The 23,591-nt window shown below is 59.6% G+C and carries 25 protein-coding genes, 1 tRNA gene, 1 other RNA gene and 1 pseudogene; 14 read left to right on the top strand and 14 right to left on the bottom strand.

What is annotated here, in order from left to right; genetic code table 11:
- Positions 1-412 precede the first annotated feature (412 nt).
- Positions 413-1,309: a mechanosensitive ion channel family protein gene (locus HSRCO_RS06520; RefSeq protein ID WP_259519630.1), complete on the top strand. Its 897-nt coding sequence runs from the start codon at positions 413-415 to the stop codon at positions 1,307-1,309.
- An 18-nt stretch (positions 1,310-1,327) separates the two neighbouring features.
- Here the strand turns inward: HSRCO_RS06520 and HSRCO_RS06515 are convergent, their stop codons facing one another.
- Together HSRCO_RS06515 and HSRCO_RS06510 are read right to left on the bottom strand one after the other, a co-directional pair.
- Positions 1,328-2,602, bottom strand: a complete 1,275-nt coding sequence (locus HSRCO_RS06515) for a Glu/Leu/Phe/Val dehydrogenase (RefSeq protein ID WP_396266418.1) — start codon at positions 2,600-2,602, stop codon at positions 1,328-1,330.
- A gap of 50 nt (positions 2,603-2,652) precedes the next feature.
- A complete protein-coding gene (locus HSRCO_RS06510; protein ID WP_259519629.1) occupies positions 2,653-3,495 on the bottom strand; it encodes a CoA ester lyase in 843 nt (280 codons plus the stop codon).
- Positions 3,496-3,589: 94 nt separating this feature from the next.
- On the opposite strand from HSRCO_RS06510, the gene HSRCO_RS06505 reads away from it, so the two are divergent.
- Positions 3,590-4,072 carry a MaoC family dehydratase gene (locus tag HSRCO_RS06505; RefSeq protein WP_396266426.1) on the top strand — a complete coding sequence of 161 codons (483 nt, stop codon included), beginning with the start codon at positions 3,590-3,592 and terminating at the stop codon, positions 4,070-4,072.
- A 19-nt stretch (positions 4,073-4,091) separates the two neighbouring features.
- Here HSRCO_RS06505 and HSRCO_RS06500 read toward each other — a convergent pair whose 3' ends face one another.
- Positions 4,092-5,858: an acyl-CoA carboxylase subunit beta gene (locus tag HSRCO_RS06500; RefSeq protein WP_259519627.1), complete on the bottom strand. Its 1,767-nt coding sequence runs from the start codon at positions 5,856-5,858 to the stop codon at positions 4,092-4,094.
- A 95-nt stretch (positions 5,859-5,953) separates the two neighbouring features.
- Here HSRCO_RS06500 and HSRCO_RS06495 point away from each other — a divergent pair, with 95 nt between their 5' ends.
- The gene (locus tag HSRCO_RS06495) at positions 5,954-6,712 is read left to right on the top strand and encodes a DUF2797 domain-containing protein (protein WP_259519626.1); all 759 of its coding nucleotides are present in this window, start codon (positions 5,954-5,956) and stop codon (positions 6,710-6,712) included.
- Positions 6,713-6,756: 44 nt separating this feature from the next.
- Positions 6,757-7,161, top strand: a complete 405-nt coding sequence (locus tag HSRCO_RS06490; protein ID WP_259519624.1) for a hypothetical protein — start codon at positions 6,757-6,759, stop codon at positions 7,159-7,161.
- Positions 7,162-7,183: 22 nt separating this feature from the next.
- Here HSRCO_RS06490 and HSRCO_RS06485 read toward each other — a convergent pair whose 3' ends face one another.
- Positions 7,184-8,302: a glycosyltransferase gene (locus tag HSRCO_RS06485; RefSeq protein ID WP_259519623.1), complete on the bottom strand. Its 1,119-nt coding sequence runs from the start codon at positions 8,300-8,302 to the stop codon at positions 7,184-7,186.
- Positions 8,302-9,369 (bottom strand): glycosyltransferase family 4 protein, encoded by a 1,068-nt coding sequence (locus tag HSRCO_RS06480; RefSeq protein WP_259519622.1) that lies wholly within the window; start codon positions 9,367-9,369, stop codon positions 8,302-8,304. The genes HSRCO_RS06485 and HSRCO_RS06480 overlap by 1 nt, the downstream gene beginning before the upstream one ends.
- A 74-nt stretch (positions 9,370-9,443) precedes the next feature.
- On the opposite strand from HSRCO_RS06480, the gene HSRCO_RS06475 reads away from it, so the two are divergent.
- The 3 genes from HSRCO_RS06475 to HSRCO_RS06465 all read left to right on the top strand — a co-directional run bounded on the left by HSRCO_RS06475 (position 9,444) and on the right by HSRCO_RS06465 (position 10,941).
- Positions 9,444-9,734 carry a ribonuclease P protein component 4 gene (locus tag HSRCO_RS06475; protein ID WP_396266417.1) on the top strand — a complete coding sequence of 97 codons (291 nt, stop codon included), beginning with the start codon at positions 9,444-9,446 and terminating at the stop codon, positions 9,732-9,734.
- An 87-nt stretch (positions 9,735-9,821) separates the two neighbouring features.
- Entirely contained in the window at positions 9,822-10,064 is a 243-nt protein-coding gene (locus HSRCO_RS06470; RefSeq protein WP_259519620.1) for a YhbY family RNA-binding protein, read from the top strand.
- Between the two features lie 7 nt (positions 10,065-10,071).
- Positions 10,072-10,941, top strand: coding sequence for a mechanosensitive ion channel family protein (locus HSRCO_RS06465; protein WP_259519619.1), 870 nt, complete (start codon positions 10,072-10,074; stop codon positions 10,939-10,941).
- Between the two features lie 52 nt (positions 10,942-10,993).
- Here the strand turns inward: HSRCO_RS06465 and ffs are convergent.
- Positions 10,994-11,306: signal recognition particle sRNA (ffs, locus tag HSRCO_RS06460), an RNA gene on the bottom strand.
- Between the two features lie 119 nt (positions 11,307-11,425).
- Between ffs and HSRCO_RS06455 the strand changes: the two genes are divergently transcribed.
- Positions 11,426-11,704, top strand: a complete 279-nt coding sequence (locus HSRCO_RS06455; protein WP_259519618.1) for a DUF5798 family protein — start codon at positions 11,426-11,428, stop codon at positions 11,702-11,704.
- Here the strand turns inward: HSRCO_RS06455 and HSRCO_RS06450 are convergent, their stop codons facing one another.
- The 3 genes from HSRCO_RS06450 to bcp all read right to left on the bottom strand — a co-directional run bounded on the left by HSRCO_RS06450 (position 11,705) and on the right by bcp (position 13,557).
- Positions 11,705-12,115 (bottom strand): CoA-binding protein, encoded by a 411-nt coding sequence (locus tag HSRCO_RS06450; protein ID WP_259519617.1) that lies wholly within the window; start codon positions 12,113-12,115, stop codon positions 11,705-11,707.
- A 56-nt stretch (positions 12,116-12,171) separates the two neighbouring features.
- Positions 12,172-13,014 carry a geranylgeranylglycerol-phosphate geranylgeranyltransferase gene (locus HSRCO_RS06445; protein ID WP_259519616.1) on the bottom strand — a complete coding sequence of 281 codons (843 nt, stop codon included), beginning with the start codon at positions 13,012-13,014 and terminating at the stop codon, positions 12,172-12,174.
- A gap of 75 nt (positions 13,015-13,089) precedes the next feature.
- Positions 13,090-13,557 (bottom strand): thioredoxin-dependent thiol peroxidase, encoded by a 468-nt coding sequence (bcp, locus tag HSRCO_RS06440; protein WP_259519615.1) that lies wholly within the window; start codon positions 13,555-13,557, stop codon positions 13,090-13,092.
- Positions 13,558-13,679: 122 nt separating this feature from the next.
- Between bcp and HSRCO_RS06435 the strand changes: the two genes are divergently transcribed.
- From HSRCO_RS06435 to HSRCO_RS06410, 5 genes and pseudogenes are all read left to right on the top strand, one after another.
- Positions 13,680-13,754 (top strand) — tRNA-Arg (locus HSRCO_RS06435).
- 215 nt (positions 13,755-13,969) lie between these two features.
- Positions 13,970-14,896 carry a MarR family transcriptional regulator gene (locus HSRCO_RS06430; protein WP_259519613.1) on the top strand — a complete coding sequence of 309 codons (927 nt, stop codon included), beginning with the start codon at positions 13,970-13,972 and terminating at the stop codon, positions 14,894-14,896.
- Positions 14,893-15,389: pseudogene (locus HSRCO_RS06420) on the top strand (hypothetical protein). Before HSRCO_RS06430 ends, HSRCO_RS06420 begins: the two are co-directional and overlap by 4 nt.
- 195 nt (positions 15,390-15,584) lie before the next feature.
- A complete protein-coding gene (locus HSRCO_RS06415) occupies positions 15,585-15,992 on the top strand; it encodes a hypothetical protein (RefSeq protein WP_259519610.1) in 408 nt (135 codons plus the stop codon).
- 142 nt (positions 15,993-16,134) lie between these two features.
- Positions 16,135-16,557: a hypothetical protein gene (locus HSRCO_RS06410; protein WP_259519609.1), complete on the top strand. Its 423-nt coding sequence runs from the start codon at positions 16,135-16,137 to the stop codon at positions 16,555-16,557.
- Between the two features lie 149 nt (positions 16,558-16,706).
- On the opposite strand, the gene HSRCO_RS06405 is transcribed toward HSRCO_RS06410, so the two are convergent.
- The 4 genes from HSRCO_RS06405 to HSRCO_RS06390 form a co-directional block, all read right to left on the bottom strand.
- Positions 16,707-17,378: a sensor domain-containing protein gene (locus HSRCO_RS06405; protein ID WP_259519608.1), complete on the bottom strand. Its 672-nt coding sequence runs from the start codon at positions 17,376-17,378 to the stop codon at positions 16,707-16,709.
- A 492-nt stretch (positions 17,379-17,870) separates the two neighbouring features.
- A complete protein-coding gene (locus HSRCO_RS06400; protein WP_259519607.1) occupies positions 17,871-18,641 on the bottom strand; it encodes an ABC transporter ATP-binding protein in 771 nt (256 codons plus the stop codon).
- A 67-nt stretch (positions 18,642-18,708) separates the two neighbouring features.
- The gene (locus HSRCO_RS06395) at positions 18,709-20,244 is read right to left on the bottom strand and encodes a hypothetical protein (protein ID WP_259519606.1); all 1,536 of its coding nucleotides are present in this window, start codon (positions 20,242-20,244) and stop codon (positions 18,709-18,711) included.
- Between the two features lie 156 nt (positions 20,245-20,400).
- Complete coding sequence (locus tag HSRCO_RS06390) at positions 20,401-21,243, bottom strand: DUF6159 family protein (protein ID WP_259519605.1); 843 nt, start codon at positions 21,241-21,243, stop codon at positions 20,401-20,403.
- A 1,194-nt stretch (positions 21,244-22,437) separates the two neighbouring features.
- Here HSRCO_RS06390 and HSRCO_RS06385 point away from each other — a divergent pair.
- On the top strand, positions 22,438-22,989 hold the full coding sequence (locus HSRCO_RS06385; protein WP_259519604.1) for a hypothetical protein: 552 nt from the start codon (positions 22,438-22,440) through the stop codon (positions 22,987-22,989).
- Here HSRCO_RS06385 and HSRCO_RS06380 read toward each other — a convergent pair whose 3' ends face one another.
- A complete protein-coding gene (locus tag HSRCO_RS06380; RefSeq protein ID WP_396266416.1) occupies positions 22,990-23,496 on the bottom strand; it encodes a GbsR/MarR family transcriptional regulator in 507 nt (168 codons plus the stop codon).
- Between the last annotated feature and the right edge of the window lie 95 nt (positions 23,497-23,591).

Below are 23,591 nucleotides of genomic sequence, written 5' to 3'. Positions count from 1 at the left end.
ATCGCAACCGTTCGTCGAACGGTCGGTTGCTCACGCTTCGTCGTCACTCGCTTCGAATCACCAGTGAGTGGCGGTTAGTCGCTCCATACTAATGTCGCCCCGATTCGTGGGAGTTCGTGTAGCACCCATGAGAAAGCGACTACTCGCCAGCCTCGCAATTGTGGTCGGAATCGTCACCGTGAGCGTACTGCGAAAGCGACGGTCGAATCCAGCGGAAGCCTGACCGAAGCACTGACGGCAACGGTCCCGGAAGCCACCGTCGGTCGACACACGACAAGCCCGCTAGTCTGGAGGCCGACCCTGAAGGGAGTCGCTGCGGGTTCCCGCCCACCCAGTTCCATCCGCCGATACCACTTGGAATCGCCACAGATGTGACCGATCGATGTCTCCCGCCACCCGACAACCGGTCTCGATGCTAGCCGCACCGATTCTCGACAGCGTGGTCCTCCAGACGACGACAGCCCAACCCGAGACCGGTCCGGCGGGACTGATCCATTATCTCCCCAGTTTCGTCCGGCTCGGATGGTTTCTCGTCGGCTTCTTCGCCGTCATCGTCATCGGTCGCGTCTTCGTCGAACCGACACTCCTTCGGATAATTCGCCGTCGGAACCGGCACAACCCCACGCTTCGGGAGGGGCTCCGACTGTACACCCGTGTAGTCATGTTGCTCCTGGCTATCGTCGTCGGCGCCGGGTTCGCTGGGTACGTTAGATTCCTCACCACCTCCGCCGTCGTCGTCGGCGCGGTGACGCTTGCCATCGGCGTCGCAGCACAGGGTGTCATCGGATCCATCGTCAGTGGAATCGCGCTGGTGTTCGATCCGGAGTTCAACGTCGGAGACTTCATCGAATGGTCGGACGGGAGTGGCGTCGTCCAGTCGATCACGCTTCGCGTCACCCGTGTGCGGACGCAGAATGGAGAACTGGTGACGATCCCGAATACGATATTGACCAGCCAAGCGATCACCAGACCGTACCGGAAGGGGAACTATCGCGTCGTGGAGACCATCGGCCTCGCCTACGAGACCGATATCGAAGTTGCGTTGGACCATCTCGAAGCCGTCGCCCTCGAACTGGACACCATCCTGGATGCGCCGACACCGCACGCGTACCTTCACGAGTTCGGCAACGACGCGGTCATCGTCCAGGTACACTTCTGGATCGAAGATCCGGACCGGAGTGACGTCTTCAGCATCAGGTCGGCCTATGCCAAAGCAGTAAAAGCTCGTCTCGAGGAAGCGGACATCACCCTCAGTCCGGCTTCCAAGCGTTACCTGGAGGGACGAATCGACGTCGACGAGTCGGGTTGAGAGGGGAGTCAGTCTCCGTTACGGCCAGTTACCGCCTTCGCTGTAGGAGTTGATGACCCGTTGCATCGCCACCACGTACGCCGCCGTTCGAAGGTTGGCCGTGTCGTTCTCCTCGTACGCTTCGATCATGTCGTCGAACGCCTCGACGATGATCGCCTCCAGTTCCTCGTTCACGCGTTCCTCGGACCAGTAGAAACGCTGCCGGTTCTGCACCCACTCGAAGTAAGAGACGGTGACACCGCCGGCGTTCGCCAGGATATCGGGGATGACGAGGACGTCTTCGTCTTCGAGGACCTCGTCTGCACCGGGTGTCAACGGCCCGTTTGCCGCCTCCGAGATGACGTCCGCCGAAACCTCCGTCGCGATTTCCGCATCGATGGCGTTCTCCAGGGCCGCGGGAATCAGCAGGTCGACGTCGAGGGTGAGCAGTTCCTCGTTCGTGATCATCTCGTCCACGGCAGTGTACTCCACGACGGACCCCTGGTCGCGCTTGACGTCCTTGATCGTCGCCGGATCGAGGCCCGCCTCCCGGTAGATACCGCCACTCGAATCGCTGACGGCGACGACGGTCGCCCCCATCTCGTCGATGAGTTTGGCCGATATCCAGCCAGCGTTGCCGTAGCCCTGTACGGCGACGGTGGCGCCCTCGAGGTCCTTTCCGAGGTAATCGAACGCCTCTCGTGCGGCAAGGACCACCGAGCGACCCGTCGCTTCGACGCGTCCCTCGCTTCCGCCGGAGTCGAGGTCCTTTCCGGTGATGACGCCGGGTTCGGTGACGTTCTCCAGCGTCTCGTAGGTGTCCTTGATCCAGTTCATCTCCCGTTGGCCGGTGTTCACGTCCGGTGCGGGGATGTCCTGGTCTTCCCCGATGATCGGTCGGAGTTCGACGGCATACGATCGAGTGATGCGCTCCAGTTCCGCTTCGCTGTACTCGGCCGGATCGATGACGATCCCGCCTTTCGCTCCACCGAGCGGGATGTCGACGATGGCGGTCTTGTACGTCATCCAGCCGGAGAGGGCTTTCACCTCGTCGCGACTGACGCCCGGATGGTACCTGATGCCGCCCTTGTAGGGCCCACGGTCGTCGTTGAACTGGGAGCGAAATGCCCGGAAGCTACCGATACTGTCGTCGTCTAGCTCCACGGAGAGGTTCAACTCGAGGATCCGCTGTGGATGTTTGAGCCGTGTGAGTTCGTCGTCTCCGATATCGAGGTGGGCCGCCGCCGCGTCCAGTTGCGACTGTAGACTTTCGAATGGGTTCTCCTCGGCCATGACGGTTAACAATTCACCCATCGTGAGATAAGAGTGACGACGATAACAAATACCAGGTCAAATGTTAACAATCAGGAAGAATCTGCTGCGTCGGCCCGTTCGAGGATGCGCTCGGCCTGGGCAAGCAACGGGGCGTCGATCATCTCGCCGTCCACGCTGAACACGCCCTGGCCGCTCTCTTCGCGGGCGGCCACCACGCGACGAGCCCACTCCACGTCCGCACCGTCAGGAGTAAATGCCCGATTGATCGGGTCGACCTGATCGGGATGGATCGCCAGCTTTCCGTCGTATCCGAGTCGAACGGCGAACCTGGCATCCTCCTCGAGTCCCGCCGTGTCCTCGAAATCCGTGAAGACCGTATCGATTGCATCCACACCTGCGGCCCCGGCGGCGAGTACCACGTGTTCACGTGCATGAAGAACCTCCACACCCTCTTCAGTTCGGGTCGCGCCGATATCTGCCGCAAGGTCCTCGGCACCGAACGCGATGGCGACCGTCGCATCCGCCGCGGCGATGCCCTCGGCGTGGAGCACGCCACCAGCGGACTCGGCGAGGGGGATGATTCGCTGGGGGAAATCGTGTTCCTCGAGCATTCGCGCCCCGGTGGTCACATCGTCGGCGTCGCCTATCTTCGGGAGCATCACGCCGTCCGGGCGACCATCGGCCTCGGCAAGAACGTCGAGGTCCTCGTCCGCAGACAGCCCAACCGGATTCAGTCGGACGAATACCTCCACAGCGGGATCGAAAGATGGATCGCTCAAAACGTCCCGGACGGCCGCCCGGGCCGCATCCTTCGCGTCTGGTGAGACCGCATCCTCGAGGTCGAATACGAGGACGTCCGCACCGGCTTCGGGGGCCTTGCGCATCATCGACGGTCGATCGCCAGGGGTGAACAGCAGCGAACGACGTGCCATAGGGCACAGACGAACCCCCCTGTCTTGTAGATTGGCCCGTGGGACGGATGACTATGGTCGTCGGCGCAAGGAGGTGATGATCGCCCCGGAAGTTATGCCGGTCGACCGCGAGGCTCACCACATGCCTGGACGGTACTACGAGGAGTTCGAGATCGGCGAGACGATCGAACACGCCGCGCGTCGAACCGTCACCGAGAGCGATAACCAGCGCTTTTGCGATATGACGATGAATCAGCAACCCCTCCACCTCGACGCCGAATTCGCGGCGGAGACCCAGTTCGGCGAACGAGTGGTCAACGGTCTCTATACCATGTCGCTCGCGGTGGGAATCTCCATCCCCGAGACGACCGACGGAACCATCGTCGCGAACCTCTCCTACGACGAGGTCGAGCACCCCTCGCCAGTCTTCCACGGCGACACCATCCACGCCCAGTCGACGGTCACCGAGAAACGCGAGACCAGCGATGGCGAGCGCGGCATCGTCGTGATGCACGTCGAGGCGTTCAATCAGGACGACGAACTCGTCTGCGAGTTCGACCGGACCGTCCTCTCGTTGAAACGCGAGTTCGCAGACTGACCGGCCTGGCGTCCCAGTCTCAGAGGACGGTCCCATGTTTTTTCGTTGGGCGCTGTTTGTCGACGTCCTCGTAGACCTCGAAGCGCTGGATCAGTTCGCTCCGAAGATCGCTCGGCGGCACGATCTCGTCGATGACCACCTCGCTGGCCATGCGATGGGCGTCGATCTCCTCCCGGTACGCCTCGCGGAGTTCCCGCTCGCGTTCGGCCCGTTCGTCCTCGTCGTCGTACTCGGCCAGTTTGTTCGCATAGACGGCATTGATCGCGGCCTCCGGCCCCATGATGGCGATCTCACCACTCGGGAGCGCGAGGGTACTCTCGGGATCGTAGGCCGGTCCGCTCATGGCGTAGATACCTGCTCCGTACGCCTTTCGGACGACCACGCTCTGCTTCGGGACCGTCGCCTCGGAAGTGGCGTAGATCATCTTCTTGCCCTGCTCGAGAATCCCCTCCTTCTCGACCTGCGATCCGGCCATGAATCCGGGCGTATCGGCGAGATAGAGCAGTGGAATGTTGTACGCATCCGACTTCCAGACGAACTCTGCGGCTTTCTCCGCAGAGTCCGGGAAGATCGCTCCCGCTCGTTCGATCGGCTGGTTCGCGATGACTCCGACGGGGCGACCGTCGATCCGAGCGTATCCGGTGATGATCTCGGGACCGTACGCAGGTTTGAGTTCGAAAAAGGAGTCCGCGTCGACCAGTCGGTCGATCACCTCGTGCATGTCGTAGGAGCGATCTGGTTCCTCGGGGACGACGGCGTCGATGCCTTGCGGGGAGTTCGTCGGGCGTTTCGAGTCCACCCGTGGCGGTTTCTCGTCCGCGTTGTCTGGCAGATAACCGATCAGCTCAGCGACCAGTTCTCGGGCGTGTTGCTCGTCATCGGCAATGCGGTCGGCGCTGCCAGAGTGGCGGGTATGGATGGACGGGCCGCCGAGATCCTCGACGGAGATGTCCTCACCCGTGACCATCCGCACCATCCGCGGACTGGCGATGGCCATCGAGGACATCCCTTCGACCATGATGGTGAAGTCGGCGAACACCGGGGTGTACGCCGCCCCGGCGAAACACGGCCCGTAGAGGACACAGATCTGCGGGACGGCACCCGACAGCCGAGAGTGATTGTAGTAGTACTTCCCGATCCCCTCCCGATTCGCGAAGAACCCGGATTGCTGGTCGATGCGTCCCCCCGAGGAGTCCATCAGGTACAACGCCGGTCTCCCCGATTTCAACGCACGCTCTTGCATCCGGAGGAACTTCTCGACGCCACGCTCGGCCATACTGCCAGCCTTGACCGTGAAGTCGTTGGCCATGAAATGGACCGTCCGCCCCTCGAAGTCGCCAGCACCCGTGATGAGGCCGTCTGCTGGCAGTCGGGTATCGGGGTCGTACTCCTCGACGGCCGGACTGTCCGGATGCCAGGCATCGAAGTTCGCGAACTTGCCGTCCTCGAACTTGAGCCCATCGTCGCCGAACCAGAGATCGATCCGGTCCCGGACGAACAGTTTGTCCTGCTCGGGAAGCCGCTGCCGGTACTTCTCGGGGCCACCCTCCAGAATATCGTCTATCTCCTCGCGCAAGGCCACCTCTCGGTCCGTCGGTTCGAGCGGCTCGTCCTCCAAACCATCGGCCCTCACGGCTTCTGCCGATTGGGGCCGACTCGCTGTCGCGCTCGGTGTGTCCTCGTCGCCGACGTACACCTCGACGTCGTCCCCGACGTGCACTGCGAGGACCCTCGCAACCGCCTCGGCTTCCGGATCGGTCGCGTCTTGCCCGATTCGGACCTTCATAATCCTTCACTCGTCGTGACGTGCTAACAATGTTTCCCACACGGTCGGAGTCGGCGAGCGGTACGGCTATAGGGGCCGACGACCCACCCCGGAACGTGCAGATCATCGGGTACGAGACTGCCGCAGGGGACGGGCCAGCGACCCTCGTCATCGGTACCGACGGGACCGTCAAGGAGCACCCCCTCCACACCGGTGCGGAGCTCTCGTTCACCCTCGACCATCGTCACTGTGCAGGCGACCGGTCCGATGGCCACCACGAACCGTGTTCACGCGACGATGCGCCCTACTGCGAGGTCCACACGAGCCACTGGCCGTGTGCCGTCTGCACCGGAACCTGTGCGATGCCGGTCGCGGCGTGCCACGAGGAGCACGCCGTCTATCTGGCCGCGTTCGCCCCAGAGACGGTCAAAGTCGGCGTTACGCGATCCTGGCGGTTGCAACGACGACTCCGCGAGCAGGGAGCCGACCGGGCGGCACACATCCGGACCGTGAAGGACGGTCGGATCGCGAGGCAACTGGAGGCCGACCTGGCCGATCGCTTCCCAGACCGGGTCCGCGTTCCGACGAAGATCGAATCGCTCCACCGGACAGTCGACGGCGACCGCTGGAACGCGATCGTCGACGAGTTCGACCCCATCGAGACCTTCGACTTCGATTATGGGTTCTCACTCGACACCCGTCCAGTCGCCGAGACCGTCGCGAGTGGATCCATCGTGGGAACGCAGGGTCGAGTTCTCGTCCTCGAACGAGGCGGAACCGCCTATGCAGTCGACCTCCGGGACCTGGTGGGCTACGACGTCACGACTGGGACGTCGACACGGTCACTCCAATCTAGTTTCGGCTCGTTCGAGTGACCGCAAACCGGTCCTTTTTCCGACCGGACGCCCAACCGCGAGCCATGGTAGACGACGACACCACCGATGGAGACGACGAGGAGAAATCGTTCCGCGAACGCGTCGAGGAAATCCGCGAACAGCGCGAGGCCGACCGCGATGCGGGCGAAGAAGGCGAAGAAGATCCCCGCGAGCGGATGCAAGAGATGATGGGTGGCGGCGGTGGCCCCGGTGGCATGGGTGGCGGAATGGGTGGCAATCCCTTCGCCCAGATGATGAGCGGGATGATGGGCGGTGGCGGAGGCCCCGGCGCCATGGGCGGCGGCATGGGTCCCGGTGCCGAGGGCAGTGACGAAGGCGGCGTCGATACCCGACGCCTGGAACGGCAGATAGAGGAACTTCGCCGGGAGGTCGGCGACGTCACGACACAACTCGAGCGTATCGCGGACGCCCTCGAAGCAGACGACTGACCGATCGCCGCAGTTCTGGGTTCTACCCGAGCAATCGCTCGTAGGTTGACTCCAGTCGATCGATCGACCGCTCGAGACTGATATCGTCCCGTCGTCGAAGAGACCGTCTGGAGAGCGAGTCCCCCGCCTCGAGAGCCTCGACGATGGTGGCGCGGAAGTCGTCGGTATCGCCGTGTTCGAAGTGGAACCCGGTCTGTCCATCGTCGACGGTATGGGACAGCGCGCCACTGTCGACGGCGACGACCGGTGTCCCACAGGCGATAGACTCGAGAGCCACCAGTCCCTGCGTCTCGACCGGACTCGGGAACGCGAAGACATCGAGCGTCGAGTAGAACTCCGGGAGTTCGTCCCGTTCCAGGAAGCCGAGGAAGATGGCGTCGATGCCCAGTTCCTCGGCTCTCTCCTCGAGGGTTGCTCGGGCCGGCCCGTCTCCGCCGAACAGGACGGTCACCTCGAGGTCGACGGCCGCGTCGAGTATCGCGTCGAGGTTCTTCTCGAAGCCGTGTCTCCCGGTATACCCCACGATCGGACGGTCGGTCGGGATGTCGTGTCGCCGAATGAAGGCGTTCGGAAACGTCGGGCGAAAGAAACCCACGTCGACGCCGTTCGGATGCGATTCGACCGGTGAGTCGGTGAACGCACTAACCGTCTCGGCGGTCGACTCGCTCGGCGTCAACACGAGGTCGGCCCGATCCAGGTACCAGGATTCGTAGCGGCGACTGACCGACGACACCGCCGGAGTTGCCCAGGCCGGTGCGACGTACTCCGCGTATTCCGCGGTCGGCGTGTGATAGGAGACCACCAGCGGAATATCCGCCCGACGCGCGAGTCGATACGCGGCGAGTCCGAGGGAGAACGGGGTGTGGGCGTGGACGACGTCGACGTCCTCGACTGCGTCGGGGATCCGAGGGAGACCGAGTCTGAATCCGTCGTAGAACGGGAAGGCAACGCTCCTGACCGGGAACTCGCCGTCTCGTGGGTCGTGGGAGGAGCCCGGATACACCACGTCCATCCGGCCGCCGCGCTCAACCCAGCGGTCTCGCCAGGAAGAGACGGTGTACGTCACTCCGTTCACCGTCGGCAGATAGGTGTCGGTGAAAGTGGCGACGGTCGGTGGCGTGGCCGTCCCTTTCACAGTCATCAGTTCAAATCCACCCCATCGGAAACGAGTCGACGGTAGATCGATTCGAGGCGGTCACCGACGCGATCGAGGTCGTGTTCCCGGGCGGTCTCCATGGCGTTCTCCCCGAGTCGCGAGCGCAACGCGGGGTCCGCCGCCAATCTGTCGAGGGCCGCCTCGAACTCCCCTTCGGTCGACGCTTTCAGACAGTCCTCGCCGTCGGTAAAGAACTCCTCGAAGACGGGAATATCCCGGAGGACGACGGCGTTTCCGGTCGCCATCGCCTCGAGGACGGCGATGCCCTGGTTCTCGTTTTTCGTCGGAAAGAGGTAGACGTCTCCCGCCCCGTAGGCACCACGAATATCGTCGATCCACCCGGTGAACGTGAGATTCGATGGCGGATTCGACGTCCAGTTCCTGACGGCCGTCGACGCCTGTGGACCCGTATCGTACGGCCCGAACCAGACGAAGTCGTAGTCCGTCCGGCGAGCGAGACGACCGAACGTCGAGAGCCCCTTCCGCTCGAAGACGTTGCCGACGGCAAAGACGACCATCCCCTCCAGGTCGTACCGATCTCGGTACTCCTCGCGGAGATCATCGTATCCGGAGAGCCGTTCGATATCGACCCCGTTCGAGACGGTCTCGATGGGAGCGCTCACTGGATACGATTCGAGGACGCCCTTCGTGTACCGACTGGGCGTGAGTACCAGGTCGGCCTGCGAGTAGAACCAGCGGAGATAGGCCCCGAGTGGGACCGCTAGCTGCTCCGAGAAGCGAAACGATTCCGCGAAGTCCTCGCGGGTGACGTGGGCGTGGAGGACGAGCGGAATATCGTTCCGCTTCGCGTGACCTGCGACGGCCAGAGAACCTGGACCGATGACGTTGACGTGAGCGAGATCGAAGGCCGCGAAGAACCGTCCGCCAGAGATGGTCGATGCGATCGCCTCGAGAGGCGATCCGTCCACCCAGGGTGACGTTATCACCTCGAAGTCGGTTCCCGCCAGTGCCTTGCGCTGGTGGCGAGCCGAGGTCCCGATACCGCTACGCTCCAGGCGGTCGGCGAGTTCGAGGTAGTTGAGGACCTGCACGAACCGAGGAACTTCACCGCGACCGATAATTGTACCGGAACCACTTTGAGCCATCGTCGCCGACTCGGCGAGTGATGGGCATCGCCGGGGAGCGCATCGAGCGGCTGACAGAGCTCGCCAGAGCTGCGGCCAGGGAGGGCGACGACGACCGAGCCAGGGAGTACGTGCGACTCGCGCGGCGAATCGCCGAACGACACCGACTCGAACTGCCCCGGCAACTGAAACGCTTCTCCTGTACGCGCTGCGACCGCTATCTCGTTCCCGGGCGGAATGCCCGCGTACGAACCCAGGATGGGCACGTGGTGATCACCTGCGAGTGCGGTGGGCAATCCAGATACCCATACGAGCATTCATCCGACGACTGACAGTCGGCCCTTGGAACCGACGCCTGCCGTTGTCGTTGCCATACAGAGGTGAACATTCAAAGGTCCCGGGTGTAAAGACTCACAGAGATGACCGAAGAGCTACGGAAGAAGGCACACGAACTGGACGTGACGGTCTGGGTCGGGAAAGCGGGGATCGATTCCGTCGTCGACGAGCTGAACGACCAGCTAGCCGACGCCGAACTGGTGAAGGTCAAGTTCCTTCGTTCGGCCCGAGGCACCGACTCCACCGAAGCACTCGCGGAAACCCTCGCCGAGCGGGTCGACGCCGAACTGTTCGAGACGAGGGGAAATACGGCCGTCTACCACTGATCTCACGATGGTTACGCCACTTCCAATCGTACGTGACCTTTTGCCCGAACAGTACGCACTCGTGGCGACACAGGCGCTCTACTTCGTCATCGCGTTCCTCGCCATCACGTTCCTCGGACGGGCGGTCTTCAGCCCACTCGTCGCCCGACTACTCGACCGACGTGACCTGGACGAACACGCCAAACGCCCGTTACTCAAACTGACGAACGCGGTCGTCTATTTCGTGGCCATCTCGGCGGCCTTCGGATTCGCGGGATTCACTGGGTTTCTCCAATCGCTCGCTACCATCGCGGCGGCCGGGACGCTCGCCGTCGGGTTCGCCCTTCAGGACGTCATCAAGAACTTCGTCGCGGGCGTGTTCATCTACACGGATCGCCCCTTCAAGATCGGCGACTGGATCGAGTGGGACGACAACTCGGGAATCGTCGAGGACATCAGCCTCCGTGTGACTCGCGTGCGCACGTTCGACAACGAACTGCTCACGGTTCCGAATTCGACGCTCACCGACGGTGTGCTCAAGAACCCCGTCGCCAAAGAGAAACTCCGCCTCCAGTTCCTCTTCGGTATCGGCTACGACGACGATATCGACCAGGCCACCGAGATCATCGTCGACGAGGCTGAGGCCCACGACGAGATCATGGACGACCCGGGCGTGACCGTCAGACTGACCGAACTCGGCGACTCCTTCGTCGGTCTCAAATCCCGATTCTGGATCGACGACCCCTCTCGATCCGACTTCGTGAAGACCAGAAGCGAGTACGTCCAGTCGGTCAAGGAGCGATTCGACGAGGCTGGTATCGACATACCCTATCCAATTCGAACCCTTGACGGCGAGGTAGAGATCTCGGGTTCCCCGTCGGTCGACCACCTCGAGTAACGGGCCGTTCTCGGTAGAGACGCCACTCGCGTTTCGTATGACAGCCAGATGAATGTGGACGGCCGGGGTTGCCCGACGTTCCAGCCCGGATAGTCCCGGTCGCCTCCTCCACCCCGCGACCCTACGAGCGACGAACGTTCGGTGGTCCGCTGCTCACTTCCGTGCCTGGCGGGTTGCCACCGACGAGACGTGGGCGCGACGCCCCTGCAGGCGTCCGCCACGTACCGCCGTCCCCGCAGGACGAGGCTTCCACGTCGGCTCCCGGGGTCCGGACCGGTCTGACCGGACGCACCCGGTATTCGGTCCCCGCTAATGACCATAGAGCGGGTGACGGGCGGGGCCAAACCGCCCGACCTAGTCCAACCGGATGTACTCGGGTGCCTCTTAAGGGCCTTTCGGGTCGAAAACGCCAGGACGGCGATCGATCCGCACCGGTTGCTGCCAGGTCGAAACGGCCAAAGGCCTCCGGTTCGATTGCCCACGTATGGGATTCGGGAGCACGGCAAAGAAGCTGCAATCGGTCGTCGACATGGCCGACAACCTCTATCAGAAACTCAACGAGGTCAAAGAACAGATGGCGGCCATCCGGGAAACGATCGACACCACGAACGATCGGGTCGGCGCCATCGAGACGGAACTCGAAGAGCAACGAGAGATACTCGAGGCACTCGCCGAAGCAGAAGGTGTCGAAGTGCCGGATGCGACCGTCGAGACCGACGACAGTACCGAGGACGACGCCACCGACCAGGCCACCGGGGCCTGATCAGGCGACGAGTCGCTCGTGCTCGATTTTCATACACCGGTCCTGGACGAACGTGAGTCCCGCGGCTTCGGCCCGGTCTCCGGCGTCGTCGTGCTCGATGCCGAGCTGAAGCCAGAACACAGGAGCGTCGTCGCGTTCCAGGACGGCATCGAGGATCTCGGGGACCTCCTCGCTCGGCCGGAAGACGTCGACGATATCGACCTCCCCGGGGACATCGGTTACTGCATCGTAGGCGGTCTCGCCGAGTATCTCGTCGGCGAAGGGGTTGACAGGAACGATCTCGTAGCCATGGTTTTGGAGGTACTTCGGCACGTCGTGTGCCGCCTTGCCTTCGGTCGTCGAACAGCCGACGACGGCGATACGATCGCTGGCGAGTATCGATTCGAGTTCCGCGTCTGAATCCACGGGCATACCGGCGTCTTCGCCAGCCTGGGACAAGAAGCTGTAGGTCGTCGAACCCCGGCCAGTCACCCGAGGACGACGGCGAGACGCCCGACGACGAATGCCATGGCCGCGAGGAACATCCCATATTTCAGGAGTTGTTGCCCGGTCGTGGGATCGTCGAAGGCGAGTACCACCGCCGCGACCATCACGACGTCGGCCGGCACCACGACGACGAGATAGGGAAGGCCGAAGATGCCCCAGAGGAATGGCATCGGACTCGCTGCGACCGCTATCACGAGGACGAAACCGGCGACGAGAAGTGATCGACGTTCGCCCACGACGATCGGAAGCGTACGCAATCCCTCGGCGCGATCGCCAGCGATGTCCTCTACATCCTTGATCACCTCGCGAGTGAACGTTGAGAGCGCCGCGAGCGCGAACAGGACGGATCCTGCCCGGACGTCGCCCACAGCAGCCGCACCGAAGAGGAACGTACTCCCGCCGAGATACGCAACGACGGCGTTCCCAGCCCCCGGGAGTCCCTTGAATACGCGGGTGTATGCCACAAGTGCGACGAGGTTGATCGCTGCGATAGCAATGGCCAACGGGGGCAACAATACTGCAAATACGACGGCTCCAGCGAATAGCACGCCGCTGTAGACCAGCGCCCCTCGTGGCGATACCGCACCCCGTGGGATTGCTCGATCCGGGGCGTTGATGCGATCGATATCCCGGTCGAAGTAGTCATTGATCGCGTTCCCAGCAGCGGTTGCGAGCCAGGTCGCGAGGACTGCCGCCCCCGCGAGTATCGGACGAGTTACCGCTCCTCCCGCGACGAACGCACCGACGAACGTGAGCACGCCCGCCACGAACGTGTTGGTAGGACGGGCGAGTTCGAAATAGCCACGAAGGGCGTCGGTGTCCATGTCACCGAAAGTCCAGCGCGGCACAATAAAGCGGTCGAATCCCGGTCGGCGACCCGGCCGAATCGCAGTCCCGATTCACTCCCGTCGCTGTTCGATGGCCTCGAGAACTTCCGTGGCGTGTTCCTCGGGATCGACACCTTCGAATGTCGCTACGATGGAGCCCTCCGGCCCCACGACGTACGTGTTCCGGAAGACGCCATCGAAGGTGTTTCCGAACATGTTCTTCTCCCCGTACGTGTCGTACCGGGCGGAGACCGACCCGTCCTCGTCGCTTAACAGGTCGAAGGGGAGATCGTATTTCCCGGCGAAATCGGCGAGGTCCTTCACCGGGTCGTCGCTGATGCCGACCACGCCCACGTTCGCCTCCGCGTACTCGTCCCAGGAATCTCGAAATTCACAGGCTTCGGTCGTACAGCCGGGGGTGTCTGCCCGGGGATAGAAGTACACGACGACGTACTGCCCGTCGAACGCTGAAAGTGAGACGGTTTCACCGTGTTGGTTCGGGAGTTCGAATGGTGGCGCGGGCGTCTCAGTAGTGAGCATAGCAGGTATTTGCGGGCGCGAGGCAAAGACGTTGGTCTCGGGGCGGTGAATGCCGGTCGGTCCAGGGTGTCGCAATCTCGCATCGGGAAGTTTAACACCCATCTCGGCTTACGTCGTATTGCGGGCGCTTAGCTCAGCTTGGACAGAGCACTTGGCTTCGGACCAAGGGGCCGCGGGTTCGAATCCTGCAGCGCCCGTTGGTTTATCGAACGTTCCAAATCCGACAGACAGCAGTGTATCGTTTAATTACCGAAATTGACTCGTATAGTGGATTTCGTTCGATTACCGACCGATTCTGAATCGTGGCTTCTCAGTCATGCGATTCGCTACATCTAAACTAGCGATATGTGGACTGTTGAATGTAACACTGGTCGAAATCCATTTATATATTAGTTTCGTGCTATGTTACAACGTGCTCCGTCGCATCGAACTCGAGGTCCTCGCCACGGTTAACCGCGGCGACACGATCTCCGACCTCGCAACGAAGCTTGACCACAGCGAGAGTTACCTCTCTCGTGCCGTCGGCGACCTCGTCGAGAAGGGGCTCGTCTACACGGAACGCGACGGGCGGCGAAAACGAGTCGTCCCGTCGGATGCTCGCGCCGTCGAACTCTACCAGGACCTCGTCCGCCAGTATACCCACATTGACTTCCCCGAACTACTGACCGGCAAAGCACTCGAGGTGCTGTACTACCTTGACCAGCCGCGAACCGTCTCCGAGATCGCCGACCGCAGCGACAACTACCGCAACACGGTCAACCGAGTCCTCAAGCGGTTTCGCGACCGGGGTCTCGTCGGGACGGCCGACGGCCACTACGATTTCAACGGGGACTTCGACCGCCTCCACGAGTTCGCCTGCGAACTCGCACACCATCTGCATCGCCAACGCCTCGAAGCCGTCGCCCCGAAGGGTACGATTCTCTGGGAGGACTACGACGAATTTCTCGCTCAGGCCGAGACGGAGATCGACGCGGAGGCGTTCCACGAAACTGGCCTCGCTCGGTTCGCGGCCTTCGACCTCCAGTTCCTGCTTACCGGCCACCGCTACTACGTCTACTCCGAGGAGCTCGACGCAGTCTCGCCGGCGGAACTGTGCTGTCACACGCTGCTCATCGACGACGGTAGCCGCCACCGTTCGTACTGCCTCCTCCTGCTCAGCCACGTCGACGTCGACGAAGCGGATCTCCGAGAGCAGGCGGCGAAGTATGAACTCGAAGACGAAATCGACGCCCTGCTCCGCTACCTTGAGACGCGCGGCGGGGTTGACGACGACAGGGTCCCGGAGTGGGACGTGTTCCAGGAGTTGGCGGCTGAATACGAGGTGCCACTACCACAATGAGACCAACATTTGGACGCGAGTCCATCGAGAACGAATTCCAGCGAATCGGGGACGGGCTATCTGAACCGCTCACGGTCTACCTGATCGGTGGTGGCGCGATGTCGCTGCGCGACCTCAAGGGAGCGACGACGACATCGATGACATGAATGGGCTCGTACGGGCCGGCCTCGACTACGATGTCGTCCTGAATGAGCTCGAAGCCCAGATCGAACGCCTGGGGGACGATCAGTTCGCCACGTTCGCGAACGAGGCCGTAGTCGAACTCGAGGAGCGGTACGGGGTGACCACACCGATTGAGACCCGCATCCAGGAGCTCACGAATAGATACTACCGGGGGCTCGAAGTCCTTCAGGTACTCGACAAGTCGATGACCGTCGACGAACTGATCGCTGAACTGGAACTGGATGCCGACGAGATTCACGACCGGATCGCGTATCTCTCGACGTTCGACCGGGTCCAACGAGACGGCGACCTAGTCCGGCCCGTGGAGTAGTCCGGTCGCGACGATGGGGACCGGAGCAAGCTTTGGATTTACATCGCTGTGGCTCAGTTGGTATACTCAGGAGTCGATAGAAATGCCGTGCTGGATACAGGACGCGAATCCTGCAATGAGTGATTCTCAGATGACGAATCGGATTGGTGGGAAATACAGGTAACATACTTCCCAGTGCCGGATGTAGCCGAAAAGGTGCAACGCCGCCAAGTCCTCCTCGGCGCGACCGCCGCGTTATCCGGACTCACTGGCTGTATAGCTCCGTTCACGTCCGACGGGTCCCTCAGAGAAGTGAATGTCGAACTCCGGAATACGGACGACCGGGCACGGACGTTCCACCTCGCGCTCGAAACCGAGTCTGGTGTGCTGGACTGGGATTCATACCGTGTCGATGGGGGCGTTGACCAGCGAGTGACGATGACCCCGGACGAAGATATCTCTCCAGTCGCGTTACATGGAGCCGTCGAGGACTTCGCAGGGGGCGTTGAGATTCTTGGTGTGAATAATCTCGACGAGGACTACTGTCTCCGGTTCCATTTCTGGTATGCACATCCCAGTGACGAGCGCCCACAGTTAGCCCAGGTCGCTGACATCGAATGCTGATCATAGACGCATTCTACCGATAGATTCGCACCCCTACAGAGCGGCTGTTTCACTCAACGCAAATGGTGCTAATCCGCCTTGATGTGGTGAGTGATTTCGGTAAACACAAAGAATTAGGTATATTCGCCAAGATTATGGGGCGATGCGTATCCAAGCGAGCTGGAACGTTTCCTGTTTTTTTGAGCGGAAAGGCGAGGGGCGTCCTCCAGTGGATATTCTCGGTCTCGTAGCTGTGTTAGTGGTGTTCGCAGTCGGTTCGTTTTGGATGGCGATTCTGGCTCAACTTTCAGGGCCGGTCGTTGAAGCTGGAATTAACCCACAAACGGTCGCCAGTTTACAATGGGGAGCCGTGGGAGTTGTACTCGGTGTCTTAGCAGTCTTTGTATATCAACGGAGGCTTATCGGCTGGTACGGAACACTCACAGCCGCGATGGTCGGGGTAGTTCAGGCTGTGAGAGTAGGTATGATGGCCGACCTACTTATACTTGGAGCGGTGTACGTGGCAATCCCGTTGGTAGTAACTGCCGTTCTACTACGCCGTCGTGGGAGATTTCTTCGGTTCTAGATTCGCATACTCGCTGCGTGGATAAAATCACGTGAAACGAAATACAATGAATCGTTCCTGAGGGCTATAAATGGCACATGGCGCGCAGACATCGTAAGATCCCCCCAAGTGGGATAACTCGCCACCCATTCACAGTTCTGGGATGGATATTACTCGATATCTGATCCCTCCACCGAACTTCCTAATAGTGACATCGCCATTCGTTCGGCGACATACCCGAAGCCATTAGCCAGGTGCAGTACGAGAAGTACGAGAATCGCACCGGTTCCCATTGCCAGAGCGGTCTCGGGGACTGTTTCGATCGTCCAGATTACAGGGTTACCATTCACCTCACCGAAACTGACTTTGAGGGGACGGCGAACCACTGCCGAGAGTAATGTCAATCCCTGCACCAACCCATAGGCAAGCATGAGCCCGATGATACCGAGGAAACCCTTCAATGACAGAAATCCGAAACCACGCCAGGTGCTCGCCGCCTCGATATATCCACGAATGTTTCTGCCAGTCCCACTCCTGAGGGTGACATCATCTGGCGCCTCTAAAGAAACCGTAAGTAGGGAGTTCGCAAGCCACCGTTCCAGAGTGACGAGCATTCGCACCACGAAGACCATCAGGACCAAGATGACGATTCCCACAAGCACAATTGAGAGTAGGGTCCCGAGAAACAGGCCAAAGCCGAACAGGGGCCAGTACAGCATCATGAGAGGGAACGCCAAGACCAGATAGGACAGGTTCCTGTAGGTCTGTCCAGAAAGTATCGGACCAATTACAGCGGCAATAACACCTGGAACTGTGTGTTTCCGATCGCCAGTGGAGGGCATCAAGAAATTATTGAACAGTCCGATATTAAAAAACAGGTTACAACAATCGGGTGTGTTTGAACCACTGTAACAGGCAAGTCTTCGGTTGTACTTTCACTGACCACTTCCCTTGGAAATTCCTGTACTCGGACAGTATGCTCCGATCCCGCAGTTATAATGCGCTTTGAAATTCCACTTCGATTTGTTACTGCCTGGAGCAATAGAATCGACCTCATGATCAATACAAGCCGCAGACGGTGTTTAAGCGCAAGCGAGAAGTTGATTATTGTCTATATACGGCCTATTGAATCTGCAGAAAACGTCGGAATTCTGTGTAATTAGCACTCCGGATTCCCGGAGGAATCAGTGTTTGCTGGTGAAGAATACATCTTAATCGTAGAAATTGTCCTTGAGTGCTACATTTGTAGTTCAGTCACCCCACACTCAACAACCTCGACCGTTCGAATTCGTCCCTATTCCCACGCCTTCACCGTATTCAAGCGCGGATAGCACTTACTCCGAGGTGGATTCCTTCGCACGGTAGTCGTCTTCGGTTGTGACTTCGAGGAAAACGTCTTCGAGCGTTTGATCTTCCTCAATTGCTTTGCGGTTAGTGAGTTCGCTGGGGTGGCCCTCCGCGACAAGGTCACCCTCGTAGAGGATGCCGACACAAGTCGCAATATCCTCGACGACGGGGAGAATGTGCGTCGAGAGGAACACTGTGGTATCTCCTGTGGCCAACTTCGTAATCGTCTCCTGTACTGTTCGGGCGGCACGCGGATCAAGCCCGGACGTTGGCTCGTCGAGAAAGACCACTTCCGGATCGTGCATAATCGCCTGAATTAACCCGGTTTTCTGTCGCATCCCTTTTGAGTACGTGGCGATCCGCTCGTCGGCAGCGTCGGTCAACTCGAATCGGGCGAGGAGTGTTTCGATCCGGTCGTCGATGGCAGCTGGAGTCATATTGCGTAGCCCGCCGTGGTATTCGAGTTGTTCCCGGGCAGTGAACTCCTCGTGGATCGGTGGTGACTCGGGCAGGTAGCCGATGTATTCAATGAGTGCCTCGCGGTCTGTGATTGATGCCCCCTCGACGCGTCCGGAGCCACTGGTCGGAGGCAGTAACGCCGTCAGCATCCGAATTGTCGTCGTTTTTCCCGCACCGTTCGGACCGAGGAATCCGTACACTGCTCCCTGTTCGATTGTGAGATTGAGGCTATCGACGGCTGTCGTGTTGCTGTACGTCTTCGTCAAATCGTCCGTGCTGATTGCTGGTTGAGTATCCATTCCGGTGCGAGGTTCTCGTTCATCCGCACTCGGCATTTCGTTTGTTATGTTACTCATAGTCTGGAGGTCACCCGAGTTGATAGTCTCGGAACCGCTGTACTGCAGCCCTGAATGCAATTCTCGTGATGATGGCGGCAAGCAACAGTGTGAGGAGAAGCGCGCCGATCTGGACGACGACGGTCGGCACCCCGTGGGCTGCAATGGCCCCATAGATCGGCGGAGCGGTCCCCACGAAGGCTGGTATACTGACGAACACTCCGATGGCAAGAACCAGTCCGTGACGTAGGAACGCAGCAGCGCCCACTTCCGCGTAAATCGGCACGTCGGTGAAGAAAAACGGAACTGGAGCGTAGTTGAACCGCTCGACGCCCAGCCCGACCATAGTGGCGACCGCCGCCGTACACGTACAGACGGCACCGCCGAGGAGTGCGATCAAGAACGTCTGTCCAAGCCCAACGGGACCGACGATGCCAAGTGGAACGATGATGAGGGCGATAAGAGGGATACCGACTACGGTCGCTGCGAGGAGTAAGCCACCGACGAATTGCCGGCCGGTGACCGACGTGAACAGCATCGCCAAGGCGCGATATTCGGTGCCGATTGGATCCGAACTGAAGGCGACACCACTGACGAGGCCGAGCGTAACTGCGAAAAACACCAGCAAGCTGGTTGTACCACCAGCAAGTGCGACCACTGGGAACCCAACTACGCCCATGAATAGGAGGGCATAGCCCGTGGACAGAAGTCCCTGTGGAACCCGGCGTTCCATCAGCCATCGCTCCCGAGCGACGGTGTACATCGCTCGCGGGATGCGTTCACCGACAAATCGCTCGACCACCCCTGTTTTGAGAATTGAGTGTGAACCGCGAGTCCCTGTCGATCTGGTGGAATCGTGTTCCCAGACCTGGCGAGCGAGGAGCGTCGTCCCGGCCGTGAAAATCGGGACTATGGTACCAAGGAGAGCAACCACACGTCGCGTGTGACGAAGTGAGCCGACCGTCTCAGGCGGAGTGCCGATGAGCGCGAGGTCCACGAACCATGCCAGCGGTAACGCACCGAGGAGTCCGGCCAACGGGGTAAGCGAGAATGACAGCTCTTGCAGAAGCATTGCAGCGATGATGAGCGGAATCCAGCCGAACACGATGAAGAGATCTCGATAGTACCGTGCTCGCACGAGTCGAAGCGCGACGAGTCGACCGGCGAGTCTACTGGTGGCTCCGAGTACAGCGGCGAGCACAGCTACGCACACGCTTGCGAGAGTGATCGTGAGGACGACCGTTGGCGACCGGAGTCCAATTGCGGTGCCCATTGCGATCCCGAGCGTCGGCACAACGAGCGTAGTGAGCAGTCGCGCGTAGACGAACCCCAGCAGACCCAGAGCAGCGGTTCTGGCGGGAACAGCCGTCAACAGGAAATTCGGGTTCAGACCCTCGAATCGAACGTGCGTGTACTTCGAACTTCGCCAAACCATCCAGATGAACGCAGCACTGACAAAGAGACTTACCACGCCATCTGGAAGCGGCTGTCCAGCGATGAGGTCGCGTCCCAGTGAGAATCCGAGCCACCCGAGAGCACTGGCGATTCCGACCAGGATGACGAGCATTACCGGACGACCAGTCAGTGGAGTTCCGAATTCACGATGATGGCGTATCCACTCCGCTCGCGCGATTTTCATTCCCTGCCGGACGTCCGTCGGTATGTGAGTTGGTCGGATCATCGTGTCTCTCACCCCGCAGTTCAGCGGGATTAGTCGTTAGATTCACCCATTCTCCGGACCGCCGATATGATTTCCCAACCCGCGGGTGGACGCCGAGTTGTCACCGCCAAACGCACTGAAGTCCATGTCGTCGAAAAATTCTGGCGCAGTGCGTTCAGTCGCGTAGATGTACAGCGCTGTCTTGGCGACGCCGCTGAGTGCTTTCCCGAGCAGGAGGCCGAAGACGAATGCGGAGCCACCGATTAGCACTGTCGCTAATAGCTGGATACTCGTGCCACCGGTCACAGCAAATGTGAGGAAACCGAGTCCGAGACCGACGAGCGCGAACAGGAACGAGAAGATGTCGATAGCGGCCATCGCACCAATAGACTCCCCCCACGTGTCTTTGAACGTATTAGCGCTTTCCGAGAACATCTCCGTGACGGATGGGTTACGAAAGACGATGACGGGGACGACGAAGTAGGTCATGACGCTCCATGCCACAGCGAAGACGCCAGCGAGGACCTGCGCCACGAGGTTATCCTCAGATTCGATGAGCCGGATGAGCACGCCAACGAGAGCAGCGACGAGCGACCAGGCGAACAGCGGCAGCTTCCGCTGCCAGGCGGCGGCCAGAGACCCGCGAATCGACGGTTCTTCGCCGTGGAAGACCGTGCGTGTCGCTGCGACGAGGGCCGCAGTGAAAAACGACGCGACGAACGTCTCGACGAGGTAGGCTACGAACAATGCGACATACAGCACCAGCCCGGGGTCCTGAATAGAGTCCGTAAGGAGAAGACTCCCGAACAATGTTACGATGAACGCGATACCCGAGAGGCCACCAATCAGCGGGAACACCAGCAATTTTGGATGGGCTCTGAGCACGCGGCCGCTCCGGCGTGCCATACCGAATCCAGTTTTGAGACGACTAAATATCCTCATATAACTGATATCACTCATTCCCTTACACTTAATACCATGCTTGCGTTCTGAGCCAGCAGTAGGGCGGACGTTGTATCGTTCACCGATTTGGCTCCCTCACCTGCTCATCCTCCGTTTCAGAGCCTCTATAACGAAGTAGTCGTCCATATGGAGACGAATCAATCGTCCTCTTCCCCGCGTCGTGTGTATCCCCAGTTGAGGAACAACGAGATGAATAGGAGTGACAGAACTCCAGTTAACAACCTCGAGATGAAGTCTGGTAGAGATAAGAATGCTGTAAGATCTGCTATTGAATAAGCGATCCAAGCAACGGATGCGACCAGCACGAACAGTAGTTCGGACCGTGAGTGGGAACCGTGAGAGTAGCCGCGTAGGCCAAGCACGATCACCACGAACCCGAAAACCACCAGTACGAAGTGGAATTCGGGGCTCCCGACCCAACTCAGCAAATGTCCTCACCCCGTTCTATCGTCGCATACGTTGAGAAGATATTCTGGAAAGATACATCATCGTATCGTGTCAGGGGACGACGCAACTGGCTTCGATCGTCTCGCTGCCAGCCCAGCACGACGCTCATCGCACGGATTACACCTTCAAATCGGTGAAAACGACTGCTTTTGTTAATTGCTGGACGAGTAAAATATTCGATATAGATTGCTCGATGAGACAGCCACACGATACACTAATCGGCTAGCAGGTGCTGAAACGAAATCTCGATCGGATAGATACGATCGCTGCTGACGAAGGGTAAGACTGGGATGAATTCCTGCAGTCTCTCTGCGAAGAAGGCGTCAGACCGTATCAAGCACCGGGAGTTCAGCCCGCTCGACGCGACTCATAGCGCACGGATCGACGACGTAACCTATCATCGTCGATCGGTCGTCGAATCGTCGAATCGGATAATATGTCACCAGAACAAAGAGATGAGCTCGAGAAGCCTATCGATGTACGTGTCGTATTTTCCTTCGTATTCATCCGATTGTTCGGTATCCGGAGATTTATCCTCGTCCTGATCGGTCATATTTTGAATCTACGGCAACCGGAGTCTTGAAATCTCGTTACGTGAAACATTCGAAACAGGCTTAGCGCGTCCGGGGTTAGACCGAAGGTCTCTCATATATCGAAGTTACTTTCGTGATACAATTGGTGGTACAGACAATGGCCCCTTATGAAGCGTTTGACCAGGGCGTAGAGGTGAACGGTCAAACGATACTGACGATCGTCGAAAAGGCAATGGGACGCTTCTCTGAAGCCTATACGGAACAGGCGCTCCAGGCACTTGCTGCAGAAGGGATCACAGACCCGGAGCCCGACGAATGGTACCCTCAACAACGATGGTTGAATGCCTTCGAGACGATTGCTGAGGAATTACAGCCGCATGTTCTCGATCGACTTGGAGAACAACTCCCGACAGTTGCCAAGTGGCCAAACGACTTTGATAGCGTTCCCGAGGGACTCCAATCGATCGATACAGCCTACCAACAGAATCACCGTGGTGGTGACATCGGTTACTACGAATTCGAACAGACAAAGGATCAGACCGGTGAAATTACGTGTTACAATCCGTACCCCTGTCCATTCGATCGAGGGCTTATCCGTGGTGTCGCCAGACAGTACGCGTCTGTCGACGCGTTCGTCTTCATTGAGGAAACCGGGGACACGTGTCGTCGAGACAGAGACGATACCTGTACATACACCGTATACTGGTAGCTAATGATCGTATGATTCGAGAGCGTCTCGGAGTTCCTCGGTTGTAAACTCCGACGCGAGTGTGACGATCTCTTGTAGATCTTCGTAGGTTTCTTGGAGCTCTTCGATTCGTTCGGTCTCGGTTTCGCTATCCTCAGAGAGTTGTGCCTGCGCGCGCTGAATCGTCCGTAGCGTTGTTTGAATCTCCCGCTGAACGTACTGTTGAAATACATTCTGGAGGATGAACCAGATTTCACGCTCGGCCGTATACCGCACACGTCGGCCGCCCCCCTCCGATGATCGACGATGAATGAGCCCGACCCGGGTTAGTGTTCGGGTGACGTTGCTAATCGTCGATTTCGCGTAGCCAGTCTCGTCGACGAGTTCCGGGATCGAAAGTGGCTCGTCTGAGAAGTATAGCACCCCGTAGATACGGCCTGCGCTTCGACTGAGACCGTAGACTTCTGCCGACTGTTCCATCGACTCAACGACACGTTCGCGCGCTATGGCGCGATTATCTTTATTCATAGCAGTATGTGTTCCTCTCGATATGATGGGTAATCTGTTGAGTCATGCTTCAACGATGAATTTCGCAAGCATTAAATTGTTTGATTTGTTTGTTC

It is taken from the genome of Halanaeroarchaeum sp. HSR-CO (assembly GCF_024972755.1).
Classification (GTDB): Archaea; Halobacteriota; Halobacteria; order Halobacteriales; family Halobacteriaceae; genus Halanaeroarchaeum.
The sequence above is the reverse complement of the archived record's forward strand: the minus strand, read 5'-3'. Positions and strand labels throughout refer to the sequence as shown.

Excerpts from the sequence above, each read along its gene's own strand:
- HSRCO_RS06490 (WP_259519624.1), top strand. The coding sequence starts at position 6,757 with ATGGTAGACGACGACACCACCGATGGAGACGACGAGGAGAAATCGTTC.
- HSRCO_RS06405 (WP_259519608.1), bottom strand. The coding sequence starts at position 17,378 with ATGCCCTCCACTGGCGATCGGAAACACACAGTTCCAGGTGTTATTGCC.
- HSRCO_RS06410 (WP_259519609.1), top strand. The coding sequence starts at position 16,135 with ATGCGTATCCAAGCGAGCTGGAACGTTTCCTGTTTTTTTGAGCGGAAA.
- HSRCO_RS06520 (WP_259519630.1), top strand. The coding sequence starts at position 413 with ATGCTAGCCGCACCGATTCTCGACAGCGTGGTCCTCCAGACGACGACA.
- HSRCO_RS06500 (WP_259519627.1), bottom strand. The coding sequence starts at position 5,858 with ATGAAGGTCCGAATCGGGCAAGACGCGACCGATCCGGAAGCCGAGGCG.
- HSRCO_RS06475 (WP_396266417.1), top strand. The coding sequence starts at position 9,444 with ATGGGCATCGCCGGGGAGCGCATCGAGCGGCTGACAGAGCTCGCCAGA.
- HSRCO_RS06510 (WP_259519629.1), bottom strand. The coding sequence starts at position 3,495 with ATGGCACGTCGTTCGCTGCTGTTCACCCCTGGCGATCGACCGTCGATG.
- HSRCO_RS06390 (WP_259519605.1), bottom strand. The coding sequence starts at position 21,243 with ATGGCACGCCGGAGCGGCCGCGTGCTCAGAGCCCATCCAAAATTGCTG.
- HSRCO_RS06505 (WP_396266426.1), top strand. The coding sequence starts at position 3,590 with ATGCCGGTCGACCGCGAGGCTCACCACATGCCTGGACGGTACTACGAG.
- HSRCO_RS06385 (WP_259519604.1), top strand. The coding sequence starts at position 22,438 with ATGGCCCCTTATGAAGCGTTTGACCAGGGCGTAGAGGTGAACGGTCAA.
- HSRCO_RS06445 (WP_259519616.1), bottom strand. The coding sequence starts at position 13,014 with ATGGACACCGACGCCCTTCGTGGCTATTTCGAACTCGCCCGTCCTACC.
- HSRCO_RS06515 (WP_396266418.1), bottom strand. The coding sequence starts at position 2,602 with ATGGGTGAATTGTTAACCGTCATGGCCGAGGAGAACCCATTCGAAAGT.
- HSRCO_RS06400 (WP_259519607.1), bottom strand. The coding sequence starts at position 18,641 with ATGGATACTCAACCAGCAATCAGCACGGACGATTTGACGAAGACGTAC.
- HSRCO_RS06455 (WP_259519618.1), top strand. The coding sequence starts at position 11,426 with ATGGGATTCGGGAGCACGGCAAAGAAGCTGCAATCGGTCGTCGACATG.
- HSRCO_RS06395 (WP_259519606.1), bottom strand. The coding sequence starts at position 20,244 with ATGCTCGTCATCCTGGTCGGAATCGCCAGTGCTCTCGGGTGGCTCGGA.
- bcp (WP_259519615.1), bottom strand. The coding sequence starts at position 13,557 with ATGCTCACTACTGAGACGCCCGCGCCACCATTCGAACTCCCGAACCAA.
- HSRCO_RS06450 (WP_259519617.1), bottom strand. The coding sequence starts at position 12,115 with ATGCCCGTGGATTCAGACGCGGAACTCGAATCGATACTCGCCAGCGAT.
- HSRCO_RS06380 (WP_396266416.1), bottom strand. The coding sequence starts at position 23,496 with ATGAATAAAGATAATCGCGCCATAGCGCGCGAACGTGTCGTTGAGTCG.
- HSRCO_RS06470 (WP_259519620.1), top strand. The coding sequence starts at position 9,822 with ATGACCGAAGAGCTACGGAAGAAGGCACACGAACTGGACGTGACGGTC.
- HSRCO_RS06465 (WP_259519619.1), top strand. The coding sequence starts at position 10,072 with ATGGTTACGCCACTTCCAATCGTACGTGACCTTTTGCCCGAACAGTAC.
- HSRCO_RS06485 (WP_259519623.1), bottom strand. The coding sequence starts at position 8,302 with ATGACTGTGAAAGGGACGGCCACGCCACCGACCGTCGCCACTTTCACC.